The organism is Neobacillus fumarioli NBRC 102428, assembly GCF_001591485.1.
GTDB lineage: Bacteria > Bacillota > Bacilli > Bacillales > Cytobacillaceae > Neobacillus > Neobacillus fumarioli.
The window spans coordinates 1-11,958 of the sequence record NZ_BCUZ01000082.1; the positions used below are offsets into that span (position 1 = coordinate 1).

General features: G+C 40.1%; 14 protein-coding genes. 10 read left to right on the forward strand and 4 right to left on the reverse strand.

Going from position 1 to position 11,958, the window contains the following annotated elements; all coding sequences use genetic code 11:
- Positions 1-343: 343 nt before the first annotated feature.
- The 5 genes from BFU02S_RS11505 to BFU02S_RS11525 all read left to right on the forward strand — a co-directional run bounded on the left by BFU02S_RS11505 (position 344) and on the right by BFU02S_RS11525 (position 6,302).
- The gene (locus BFU02S_RS11505; protein WP_066370661.1) at positions 344-2,431 is read left to right on the forward strand and encodes a DNA topoisomerase III; all 2,088 of its coding nucleotides are present in this window, start codon (positions 344-346) and stop codon (positions 2,429-2,431) included.
- An 88-nt stretch (positions 2,432-2,519) separates the two neighbouring features.
- Positions 2,520-3,791 carry an MDR family MFS transporter gene (locus tag BFU02S_RS11510; RefSeq protein ID WP_066370663.1) on the forward strand — a complete coding sequence of 424 codons (1,272 nt, stop codon included), beginning with the start codon at positions 2,520-2,522 and terminating at the stop codon, positions 3,789-3,791.
- A gap of 69 nt (positions 3,792-3,860) precedes the next feature.
- Positions 3,861-5,093 (forward strand): aminopeptidase, encoded by a 1,233-nt coding sequence (locus BFU02S_RS11515; RefSeq protein WP_066370664.1) that lies wholly within the window; start codon positions 3,861-3,863, stop codon positions 5,091-5,093.
- Between the two features lie 129 nt (positions 5,094-5,222).
- On the forward strand, positions 5,223-5,615 hold the full coding sequence (gene mscL / locus BFU02S_RS11520) for a large conductance mechanosensitive channel protein MscL (protein ID WP_066370666.1): 393 nt from the start codon (positions 5,223-5,225) through the stop codon (positions 5,613-5,615).
- A gap of 42 nt (positions 5,616-5,657) precedes the next feature.
- Complete coding sequence (locus BFU02S_RS11525; protein ID WP_439951009.1) at positions 5,658-6,302, forward strand: Bax inhibitor-1/YccA family protein; 645 nt, start codon at positions 5,658-5,660, stop codon at positions 6,300-6,302.
- Positions 6,303-6,380: 78 nt separating this feature from the next.
- Here BFU02S_RS11525 and hprK read toward each other — a convergent pair whose 3' ends face one another.
- The 3 genes from hprK to BFU02S_RS11540 form a co-directional block, all read right to left on the reverse strand.
- Complete coding sequence (hprK, locus tag BFU02S_RS11530) at positions 6,381-7,328, reverse strand: HPr(Ser) kinase/phosphatase (protein ID WP_066370667.1); 948 nt, start codon at positions 7,326-7,328, stop codon at positions 6,381-6,383.
- A 125-nt stretch (positions 7,329-7,453) separates the two neighbouring features.
- On the reverse strand, positions 7,454-8,788 hold the full coding sequence (locus tag BFU02S_RS11535) for a polysaccharide biosynthesis protein (protein WP_066370669.1): 1,335 nt from the start codon (positions 8,786-8,788) through the stop codon (positions 7,454-7,456).
- A gap of 475 nt (positions 8,789-9,263) precedes the next feature.
- Positions 9,264-9,614, reverse strand: a complete 351-nt coding sequence (locus BFU02S_RS11540) for a lmo0954 family membrane protein (RefSeq protein ID WP_066370672.1) — start codon at positions 9,612-9,614, stop codon at positions 9,264-9,266.
- 256 nt (positions 9,615-9,870) lie between these two features.
- Between BFU02S_RS11540 and BFU02S_RS11545 the strand changes: the two genes are divergently transcribed.
- Together BFU02S_RS11545 and BFU02S_RS17025 are read left to right on the forward strand one after the other, a co-directional pair.
- A complete protein-coding gene (locus BFU02S_RS11545) occupies positions 9,871-10,254 on the forward strand; it encodes a DUF1360 domain-containing protein (protein ID WP_157075916.1) in 384 nt (127 codons plus the stop codon).
- 66 nt (positions 10,255-10,320) lie between these two features.
- A complete protein-coding gene (locus BFU02S_RS17025) occupies positions 10,321-10,464 on the forward strand; it encodes a hypothetical protein (protein WP_169797598.1) in 144 nt (47 codons plus the stop codon).
- 92 nt (positions 10,465-10,556) lie between these two features.
- Here BFU02S_RS17025 and BFU02S_RS11550 read toward each other — a convergent pair whose 3' ends face one another.
- A complete protein-coding gene (locus BFU02S_RS11550; protein WP_066370677.1) occupies positions 10,557-10,736 on the reverse strand; it encodes a hypothetical protein in 180 nt (59 codons plus the stop codon).
- A gap of 182 nt (positions 10,737-10,918) precedes the next feature.
- Between BFU02S_RS11550 and BFU02S_RS11555 the strand changes: the two genes are divergently transcribed.
- From BFU02S_RS11555 to BFU02S_RS17525, 3 genes are all read left to right on the forward strand, one after another.
- Positions 10,919-11,230, forward strand: coding sequence for an IDEAL domain-containing protein (locus BFU02S_RS11555; RefSeq protein ID WP_066370679.1), 312 nt, complete (start codon positions 10,919-10,921; stop codon positions 11,228-11,230).
- 37 nt (positions 11,231-11,267) lie between these two features.
- Complete coding sequence (locus BFU02S_RS11560) at positions 11,268-11,522, forward strand: GlsB/YeaQ/YmgE family stress response membrane protein (RefSeq protein WP_066370683.1); 255 nt, start codon at positions 11,268-11,270, stop codon at positions 11,520-11,522.
- Between the two features lie 159 nt (positions 11,523-11,681).
- The gene (locus BFU02S_RS17525) at positions 11,682-11,810 is read left to right on the forward strand and encodes a hypothetical protein (protein ID WP_268872904.1); all 129 of its coding nucleotides are present in this window, start codon (positions 11,682-11,684) and stop codon (positions 11,808-11,810) included.
- Positions 11,811-11,958 lie beyond the last annotated feature (148 nt).

Consider the following 11,958-nt stretch of genomic DNA (forward strand, 5'->3'; position numbering starts at 1 on the left):
ACACTACCTCACTTTAGTATAATAAAGAAAGAGGCTGGATTCCGATCTGTTTAGATTTGGAGTCCAGCCTCTTCTATAAAAGCGAATATCATTTCTTGATGGTGCCTCATAAGGATCATCCTTTTCAAAAAAATTATACTGCTGATAATTATTTTATGTGAAGAAAACCCTTTCTGTCAATTAAATTCTCTGAATTTTATTACATTATCACTTTAGCAGGATAATATAAGAAAGAACAATGCACTCATTCTATTCTACAAATGGCCAATAACAGCAACAAATTACTAATTCACTTCAATTTCCGTTATACTAAAAATAAGAGTTTTACCTGAAAGGAGTCATTATGAAATCTCTTGTATTGGCAGAAAAGCCAAGTGTTGCGCGGGAGCTTGCCCGTGTGCTTGGATGCAAACAAACACATAAAAGTTATTTAGAAGGCAATCAATATATTGTGACATGGGCGCTGGGCCATTTAATTGAATTGAAAATGCCCGAGCATTACGATACAAAATACAAAACTTGGAATTTAGAGGATTTGCCTATTATCCCGCCGAAAATGGGACTAAAAGTAATTAAACAGACGAGCCACCAATACCGTGCCATTGAGGCCTTGGCAAAACGGAAGGATATTAAAGACTGTATTATTGCAACAGATGCCGGGCGTGAAGGTGAATTGGTTGCTCGCTGGATTCTCGAAAAACTTCATTGGAACAAGCCTATCAAACGGCTGTGGATTTCGTCGCAAACGGATAAAGCCATTAAAGAAGGCTTTAAACAATTAAAACCCGGCAGACAATTTGATGATTTGTATCATTCCGCCGTTTGCCGCGCCGAAGCCGACTGGCTAATCGGATTAAATGTAACAAGAGCCCTAACAACCAAATACAAAGATCCGCTGTCAGCAGGCCGCGTCCAAACTCCGACCCTTGCGATGATTCTTGAACGAGAGCAGCAAATCCAAAGATTCGTGCCGAAAGAATATTGGACAATCCGCGCCGAGATCGGACCTCTTACTACCGACTGGGAAAAGAACAATGAAAAACGGATTTTCGCTAAAGCCGAAGCGGAAAACATTTTAAGAAGAGTCGATGGCAAAAAAGCTGTACTTGAAAAAATCGACCGCAAGAAAAAGTCAGAGCCGCAGCCTCTCCCATACGACTTAACCGAGCTGCAAAGGGACGCTAACAAACGCTTTGGGTTTTCCGCGAAAAAAACATTAACCGTACTGCAGCGGCTTTATGAACAACACAAATTGGTGACCTATCCAAGGACAGATTCACGCTATTTAACAACCGACATGGCCGGAACGATGATGGATCGCCTTGAGGGAATGTCTTCAGGCTATAAAGACGAGGTTCGCCCGCTCTTGGCAAACACCGGAAAAGTCATGGCCAAGCGGGTGTTTAACAATGAAAAAGTAACCGACCACCATGCGATCATACCAACAGAACAGAGATTAAACATCAGTGATCTCGATTCTGATGAAAGAAAAATTTACGACCTCATCGCCAGAAGATTCCTTGCTCTCTTTTATCCTGCCTATGAATATGAAACAATTCATGCATCGTTCAAGGTAGAGGGGGAAACCTTTACAGCAAAAGAAACCAATGTTTTAACCTTAGGTTTCAAAAAGATTCTTGGAAAAGAGGACTCAGACAACGAAATAACCGGACTACAAAAATTAAACCAAGGCCAGGCTTATTCCGTTAAAAATGGAATGATCCAGCAGAAATGGACAGAGCCTCCCGAGCGTATGAAGGAAGCGGATGTTCTTGCCCAAATGGAGAAATTTGGTTTAGGCACTCCGGCAACAAGAGCCGAAATCATTGAAAGGCTTGTAGAAACAGAAGTGGTTGAACGGCAAAACGGCCGCTTTCATCCGACCAAGAAGGGCAAACAATTAATCGAACTTGTCAATGATGAATTAAAATCGCCGGAACTTACAGCAAAATGGGAGCAAGAACTCGAGCGGATTTCTAAAGGAAAAGCAGACCCGAAAGTGTTCTTACAAAGAATCCGACGGCAAACCGAGCAGCTTGTTTCAGAAATCAAAGCAAGCGATAAATCGTATCGGGCTCATAATCTCACCGGCTCAAAATGCCCGGAATGCCATTCATTTTTAAAGGAACGCAATACAAAGGAAGGGAAAATTCTGGTCTGCTCCAACCTGGAATGCCATTACCGCCGGCGCAAAGACCCGAAGCTGTCCAACCGCCGCTGCCCGCAATGCCATAAGAAAATGGAAGTCCATGAAGGAAAAGCAGGACTCTATTTCCAATGCAGGCCTTGTAATGTTGTCGAGAAAGCAGAAGAAAAGAAAAAAGCCATCAATAAACGAGAAGAACGCAAGCTTGTACAAAAATACAGCAAAAAAGAAGATTTCGGTACCAGCTTAGGCGATTTGCTGAAACAGGCATTAGAAGAAAAATAGGTACAATTGTACCTATTTTTTTCTTGGTTTTCTCCATTTCCGGTAGTATGATGAAGTAGCGGAGAAATTCGGAAACGAGGATCTAACCATGAAAATTAGAGATTGGGATATAAATTTAAAAATCCGCCTGTTTGGCGAGGCGATGATGAATATTACCTATTGGATGTTTTTTCCTTTTCTATCGATTTATTTTGCCGATACATTTGGCAAAAACAAAGCAGGATTTCTATTCGTTTTTTCACAAATTTTCTCTGTGATCGCGAACCTTTTGGGCGGGTATTGCGCTGACCGTTTTGGTAGAAAGAGGATGATGGTGTTTTCATCTTTAGGCCAAGGGTTGTCATTTTTATTCTTTGCCCTAGCCAGTTCCCCGTGGTTTCAATCGCCGTGGGTAGGCTTTGTCTCCTTTGCTGCTTCCGGTGTTTTCGGTGCATTTTACTGGCCGGCCAGTCAGGCGATGGTAGCTGACGTAGTAGATGAAAAAAACCGCAGCAGCGTGTTTGCCATTTTTTACACGTCCATCAATATTGCTGTCGTGATCGGTCCGTTATTGGGGGCTATTTTTTATGTTAAGTATCGTTTTGAACTTTTGCTGACTGCCGGAATCGTATGTATAGTATTGAGTCTTATTTTAGCCAAATGGACCCGGGAAACGGCGCCAAAGCAAGGAATGAAAACGTCGGATATTGACGGAAACTGGTATTATTTTTTACGGAATCAGTTGAAGGATTATTCCGTAATTCTAAAAGATCAAACCTTTCTTCTGTATATCATTGCCGGTTTACTGGCAGGTCAGACATTTATGCAGTTGGACCTAGTACTACCTGTTTACATTAAGGATGTGACTGCAACGCAAAGTTTGTTTTCCGCCGGGGGCTGGACAGTTACGCTAAATGGGGAGCAGGCATTCGGACTTGTTCTTGCAGAGAATGGCTTTTTCGTTGCACTATTCACAGTCGTTGTAACGAAATGGATGTCCAGGTTTAACGAACGGAATGTGTTCGTCCTTTCCTCCTTTTTTTATGCCATTTCGATGCTGATGTTTAGTCAGACTCATTGGCTCTGGGGATTTATTTTCGCTATGGGTGTCTTTACCTTTTCCGAATTAATGACTGCCGGGCTGCAGCAAAGCTTCATTTCGAAAATTGCTCCTGAGCATCTGCGCGGACAATATTTCGCTGCCTCAAGTCTTCGGTTTACAGCCAGCAGAACGACCGCACCAATCGCTATTCCCATGACCGTTTGGATCGGCTACCCTTGGACTTTTATCGTGCTTTCTATTTTGGCCTTGGCAAGTGCGGCTGTGTACTGGGCCATGTTTTATTCCTATCAAAAAAAGGAGATGAAACTGGGAGCGTAATCTTGGTTTCTTTTTCCTAATAAAAACGTTAGAATAAAAAGTGAAGATTATGGCAAAGGAGACAAAAATATGAGCGATTTTCAAAGGAATTTGGAAAAGTATGCAGAGCTTGCCGTAAAAGTTGGTGTCAATATTCAAAAAGGACAAACATTAGTCATTTCTGGTTCATTAGATGCAGCTGAGTTTGTCCGCCTTATTGTGAAAAAAGCCTATGAAGCAGGGGCATATAATGTGATTGTGAACTGGAACGATGATGTTGTTGCCAGAACGAAATATGAATTGGCTCCGGATGAAGTGTTCCATGAATATCCCGAGTGGCGGGCAAAAGAACAGGAAGCCCTTGTCGAGAAGGGGGCTGCGTTCATGTCGGTCGTATCGCAAAGCCCTGATTTATTAAAAGGGATCCACCCAGGACGAATTGCCAATTTCAATAAAGCAGCCGGGAAAGCTTTACATAATTACCGGAAAGCGATTCAATCTGACAAGGTGAGTTGGACGGTGGTCGCTGCTGCTTCTCCGGCCTGGGCGGCTAAAGTATTCCCGGACGTTCCAAGCGACCAGCAGGTAGCAAAACTTTGGGACGCGATTTTTAAAGCGGTCCGTGTCGATACTGATAACCCGATCGAAGCATGGAAAAAGCATGATGAAACTCTGCATGAAAAAGTCAATTATTTAAATGAAAAACGCTATGCCAAACTTCATTACAAGGCACCCGGCACAGACTTGACGATTGAACTTCCGAAAAATCATCTCTGGGTCGGCGCCGGCAGCGTGAACGAGAATGGCGTGGAATTTATGGCCAACATGCCGACAGAAGAGGTATTTACCGTGCCGTTGAGAACAGGAGTGAACGGTACTGTTGCCAGCACAAAGCCGCTTAGCTACGGAGGAAATATTATCAACAATTTCTCGATTACATTTGAAAATGGGAAAATAACTGGGGTAAAGGCTGAAGAAGGCGAAGAAATTTTAAAACACCTGGTCGAAACCGACGAAGGATCCCAATATCTTGGTGAAGTGGCACTCGTTCCTCATAACTCGCCGATTTCACAATCGAATATTCTTTTCTTTAATACGTTATTTGACGAAAACGCCTCTAACCATTTGGCAATTGGCAGTGCTTATTCCTTCTGCATTGACGGCGGCAAGAAAATGTCTTCTGAACAATTAAAGGAAAATGGTCTTAACGAAAGTATCACACATGTAGATTTCATGATTGGTTCTAGTGAGATGGATATCGATGGTATTACAGAAGATGGAAAAGTTGAACCAATCTTTCGGGCAGGAAATTGGGCATTTTAATAACTCCGCAACAAGAGCTGGGATTTCCCCCGCTCTTGTTGTATTTCTCCATGCTTTGCCTTCACTTCTTTATCGATAGTTTTCGGCTATTATCGGCGAATTCATATTAGCTATAATTGGAGGATCATTATGTGGAATGAATTTAAACAATTTGCGATGAAAGGCAATGTGCTCGACCTTGCTGTAGGTGTCATTATCGGCAGTGCGTTTGGGAAAATCGTCTCTTCCCTTGTTCAGGATGTCCTTATGCCATTGATCGGGCTACTTTCCGGAGGAATTAATTTTACAGACCTAGCGATTAAAATTGGCGGTGCACAGCTAAAATACGGTCAATTTATCCAGAATGTCATTAACTTCTTTATCATCTCTTTCTCCATTTTTCTATTTATAAAAGTCATTAATCATTTCAAGCGAAAAGAAGAAACGGAAAAGAAAATAGACAAAAAAGAAGAGTTGTTAATGGAAATTCGCGATTTATTAAAGGCAGAAAAAGATTTTACAAGAAAAAATGAAACATCTTGACCATTTTTTCGTATATGTTAATATAACTATTAAAAATTTGAGGTGAGGACTTTGTATCCACAAACATCAACAGAAGTGATGCCATCTGTACTCAGGACGTTTGCTTTATCCTTAGCCATTGCCTTTGTGGGCACAATGGTTGGGACCATCGTACCAGTCGGTTTATTTATACCATTATCCATTTTAGAATTTGTCATGATTTTGGCTGCTGTCTTTTTCAGACGAAAAAAAGCGATCTCTTACGGTTTTCTGTATGCCTTTACGTTTATCTCGGGAATTACATTGTATCCAGTCGTTTCCCATTACGCTTCAACAGCTGGTGCTAATGTTGTAATCATGGCCTTTGCCAGCACAACGGTTGTTTTTTCCGGAATTGCGATTTATGCAGCCAAATCCAAACGGAACTTTTCCTTCCTTGGCGGATTTCTGCTTGCAGCCTTGCTTGCGTTAGTGGCGATTTCAATTTTTAATATCTTCTTCCCATTAAGCACTACCGGGATGCTAGCCTATTCCTTTATTGGCGTCGTCGTCTTCAGCGGCTATGTTCTTTTCGATATCAGCCAAATGAAGCATTACGGCGTAAGACCGGAGGAAGTGCCACTCATGGCTCTCAGTCTATATTTAGATTTTATTAACCTGTTCCTCAGCATCCTTCGTATACTTGGAATCTTTAATAGTAAAGACTGATAAAAAATAAGAGCCTCTCGTTAAAGAATACGAGAGGCTCAATTATTAGGTTCACTAAATTTGTTCTTGCAGTGGTTTTTATAAGTCTTTGTTTTCTGTACAGGAATCCGTAATTTCAGCCTCAATTCTGCTCAAGAACTCTTCTGCCGCGCTGTATCCTTGCTGCTTCAAATACCAGTTATTTGCCGCTGCCTCAATTAACCCTGCCACATCTCGTCCAGGCTGGAGTTGGATTTCAAAAGAAGGAATCTTAACACCCATATATTCCGTATAGTTCACTTTTTGTTCCAATTCATTATACAAGGCGTCTTTTTCCCATTTCGTCAAATGAATATCAAGAGCAATTCGTGTTTCATCTTGAAAAGCCTTTCGACCGTATAGACGAACCACATTCAACAGCCCAATACTGCGAAGGGCCAAGAACTCCTTTGTTTTCTCATCATGAGTACCCAGAATGGTTTGCGGACTGAGCTTCTTAAGAACAACAATATCATCCGCCACGAGCCGGTGTCCACGGCGAATTAAGGTGTGCGCCGTTTCACTTTTCCCTACCCCGGAATTTCCGCGAAGTAAGATCCCAATGCCGGACACATTGACACAAACTCCGTGTACCGCAATCTCTGGTGCTAATTCCTTTACCAAATACGCATCCAATTTCGGAATATACTCTGAAGTGACCTCAGGCTTGTTGGTGATTAATAAAGGAATCCCCTGTTCTTCACAATGATGCTTTAAATAGGTAAGCCCTTCCTCACCAGCCGTTACGATAAAGCAAGGAGGGTGATAATGGACAATATTGCCGATTCGGATTTTACGTTCTTCGTGGCTTAATTTATGTAAATAGGTGATTTCCTTTTTCCCTAAAATTTGGACACGTTCTGTCGGAAAAAAGTCAAAATGACCGACAAATTCCAGGCCCGGACGATGCACCCGTGATTGGGTAATGATATTATGCAATTGATTTTCACCGGCCAATACTTTCAATGAAAACTTCTGAACTAATGTTTCAACTGTTATTTTTTTCACCTTTACCACTGTCCTATTTATCTTTATTTATTGCATTATACCGAAGAATAATGAAAGCGTCATCTAAGTTGAATAAAAAAAGGATAGTTTGCCCTCATTGAAGGCTAGCTATCCTCATTTATTTTCTACTGTCCCGTCGTTTTTCCGATAAGCCCCTTCATAAAAACGGTCACGCCGATTTTTTTACAAATCGTCAAATAATGCATCAGCGCAAGCAGCATAGCCTCTGTATTCATGCCGACAATCACGCCGTCCATCCGCCATTCCGGCCGAGAACCAAGTACAAAAATCAGGGCAAAGCAAATAATGTTTGCCCAGATAATATGCAAAAAGGCTTCTTTCACCATGTCAAGTCCGATCATAAAGGCCTGCATCGGCAAGACAAAGTAATGAAATAAGAAACAAGGCCATAGTAATTGCAGGAAAGCGGCTGAAGCACTTGATTTGAAAAATAACGATGTCAATTGCGGTGCGAAGAAGTAAAAACATATAACGGCCGGAATGCCGTATAAAAGGGTAATCTTTATGACCTGCTGAAGCATTTTTTGCAAGGATACATAATTTCTTTCCGAATAAGTTTTCGATACACCCGGAATCAGAACTACCAGCAGTGAATGGGCTATAAATGCCGGAAAAAATCCAATTGAAGCCGCCACTCCCATCAGCATGCCAAAATGCTCTGTTGCAACAGTTGCGCTCAAGCCTGAATGAACCAGTGCACCTTTAATGATAAACGGTTGAATCGCATTCGTAAAAGCAGAGAAGATTCGCATCCCTGTTGTCGGGATCGACACAGACATTAAATTTTTCCGTACCGCTTTTCGATTTAAATTGGAAAATGGCTGGCGCTTCAGGTGCTGGAATTGAACAACAAACATGTAAATTAAATAAAGAAAGACAACGATTTCGCTGCCTATAAAAGCACCAATGGCGATTAATATGGAGGTTTCCGCATTAAAATCAAAAAAACGGAACACCCCAAATAAAACAGCCAGCTGGGCGATTTTCCTGAGAAAATTAGATACAGCAATTTTCCCCATTTCCTGTTTCCCCATAAAATAACCCCTGGCCACCGATGTAAAGGAAATCACTGGTATCAGGATAATGACCATCCATTTAATGTAGGGATGAAAGGATTGAAACAACGGAATTAACGGTATGATCCCGGTACCCAATAAAAATAAAATACTGGTAAAAACAATGGTGATCGTAACTGCATGATAAAGAATATTCCGGTGAAAACGCTCCTCCCTTTCCGCAATGAACTTAGAAATGGATACAGGCAGTTCAAAGCTCGAAATCAAAACGATTAGAAAAATCGTCGGCAAGATCGACATATAAAGCCCAAGCCCGTGAGATCCTAACTCTCTTGCCAGAATCATATTAGTTAAGAACTCAATTCCTTCTCCCAAACATGCAGAAGCGGCTAAAAAGATAAAACCTTTGAAGTAAATAGCCAATTTCCTATTCTCCTTTAAACTAAATTCACTTACTACAGCTTATGAGACAAGTTCTGTGAATAGTAGGAGAAAATTAGAAAACCAGAGCATAAAAATGCACATCAAAAAAACACCAGTTACTGGTGCTTTTTCCCTCAATTATTCGCCAAATATTCGATTTGAACCCCATTAACCTTTTTATTCATTTTATAAGTTTCAGAAGATTGATCGTACATGACCTTTAGATTCTTTTCATCAATCCATTTAATCGAAAAGTTGTTCCCTGCCCTAAATGCATTCCCTGATTTATTTTCAAAATGATCATCTTTATTTAAGATAGTTCATTGAGGTGAATAACCAGATGTTGCACCACAATCTCTAGTAAAAACATTTTGTAATCATATACTGGTTCAATTCTTTTACTATTTTTCCCATGTCATATACATATTCATTTTTAGAGAACCTATATTCAACCCCTTGAATGGTTCTAAGCCCTTTACGCTTTCTTGCTCAGCTCGTGCCATTGTTTTTCAAAGTTAACAAATGGATCGGAATCATTGTTAGATTTACGGTATTTCGGCTGATTCCATTTTTTATAAACAAGGTATAATACACATGCTGCTGCAACACCGATAATAGCCGGGATGTTGTGGATGGACGCCAACAGAATGACGAGTCCCAGAATGGCAAGACCAATTTTTGCCCCAAGTGAATCCGTCTTTAGAAACTGTTTAAAGAGAAAGTAAAGCACTACAGCACTGACGGCTAACCCCACCATTGGTCCGATCGTGGAAAACAGGACAGCTGCCGCAACCCCTCCGGCAAACAACAAACCTAATTTTTTCATGTTTCGTTTCACTCCCTTTCTTGATTTTGATACCATCTTACCTTTTTTGATTCTTTTTCATAATTGCGCCTGAGCTTGAATTTTGACTAGGTCTCAAGCCTTAAAAAAAGTCAGCCTCTCATTCTTGGAGAATGAGAAACTGACCCGGACATGAACCGAAACAGATTTTTTCATTTTTTTCATCTTACCCGAAAATAGATTTTTGATTTCGAGCTCAAAATAAACTCATGCAGCTTTTCAGGAGGATTACAAAAAAGTGAGAGATATTTCATGGATGAGCTACATAATGTTAATTTTGGCGAGCTACCGTTTGACTCATTTAATCGTATTTGACAAGATTACCGAATTTATCCGCAAGCCATTTGTCAAAAAAGTACAAACCCATACAGCCAGCGGCGAAGTGCAAACAAAGGAAGTCCCGAAATCCATGTTTGGTTATTTATTAAAATGTTATTGGTGTGCCGGGATTTGGAGTGCCGTCTTCCTTGGTGCGCTTTATTTGTTATTTCCGAAAGTAAGCTTCGTGATCATGTTAATTCTTTCCATTGCCGGAGGCCAGTCGATTATCGAAACCTTCGTCGGCGTAAATATTAAAAAGGTGGATTATTATTCAGAATTAAAGAAAAAAGACGAAAGGTAAAAGGAAAATTTCATCCCCCGTACACATATACCTTTAGAAAGGCTTCTTTATAAAGGGGGATGAGAAATGGCGATGTGGTGGGTAACAACCATTGGTTTTGTTATTTGCCTTGGAATGGCCGGGGGCATCTTTGTACATTTTATACGACAGGCCCTCAATACAGAAGACGCTGTGAAAATAGATCAGATCAATCCGGATGAAAAAGTTTAGGCTGATTTCTGACATTCCTTTACTATAATCAAAAACATGACAATTAATATCCCAATTGTCATGTTTTTGATTTTGCTAATTGAGGTCTGATTTTATAATCCATTCCAAACCTTCTCTAAATTTAATGGCACAAAGATTCGATCCCCTTGAATCTCCCTATGAATGATCGGCTCCTTAAAATATTGATCCAAGCTCCGTCTCCCACTCTCTTTATGCCTCGCGATCATACGGGTTCCTATTAGACTGTCCAAATTTTGTTGCGAAACTTTCATTATGACTCATCCTCCTCTTTTTATTCGATTATTAATACCGTCGGCTTTCTATTGATTATTTATCCGCTTCTTGAAAAATCAAAACCTATTTTTCTTAAAAAATTTTGTTTAGGATCAATTAAATGACGGGTATAACAGAATACTAACTTACAATTCAAAAGTAGAGTTAAAGGAGGAAACATATGAGAAAACTAGTATGTAAAGCTTGCGGCAATAATGAATTTTATGCATTAAATGTGAATGTAATGCTGTGTAAATGTGGACTGAAATTAAGTAAACCGAGCGATTACCGCCTGGAAGAACCTATGAATTATGACCCAAAACAACAAGTTGAAGCAATTACAAAACTTGGTTTATTAATGATGGAAATTGACAAATGCCTTGATGATCGTGATGATGATCGCTTTGAGAAATTAACCTCTGAATTAAAAGCGTGTCAGCAGGAATTAAAATCTGGTCATGTATACGAGTTAAAAATCGGGGTAAATAACTAACATAAACATTAATCTAATAGAAGGGAGAGAACGTAATATGGGATTAATTTGGACATTAATTATGGGCGGTGTAATCGGCTGGCTGGCCGAACTTTTATTAGGTCGTGATATACCTGGAGGAATTATTGGAAATATAATCGCTGGATTTATTGGTGCATGGCTTGGTTCCTTTTTATTAGGAAGCTGGGGCCCTGTTATCGGGGGATTCTTTATTATCCCGGCCCTGATCGGTTCTATCATCCTCGTACTCATATTAAGTCTCATCTTAAGAGGAACAAGAAGAACAACTTAGTAGAAAAAGACTGCGGCTGCAGTCTTTTTTTGGCGAAAGAAAAAGAAATATGCTGTAGAAATTTCAAATAAAATGAAAATAAAAACTATGTTACATCATTTGAAGAAGGGGGAAAAATAACTAAATACTATTTTCGAATTTTTACTGGAGGGATATAAAATGACGATTTATCCATCTGAATGGCTTTCACTTAGTAAAGAAATTAAGGTAAAACTAATTCGTTTAGCCATCTTGGAAAATGAAAAAAGGGGGGCATTCTTTAAAACTTCCGTAACTAAAATGATCTAGTTACTGCCAGAAAGGGTGTTCCCATATCCTTTAATGAATACCCTTTCTCTTAATGAATGCTGTTTTTTCCTTTATCAAACTTGGCTCTTCGCCAATTGCAGTGATTTTATAGTAAAACTTGTCTCGATTTCTTAAAACCTAAAAAATT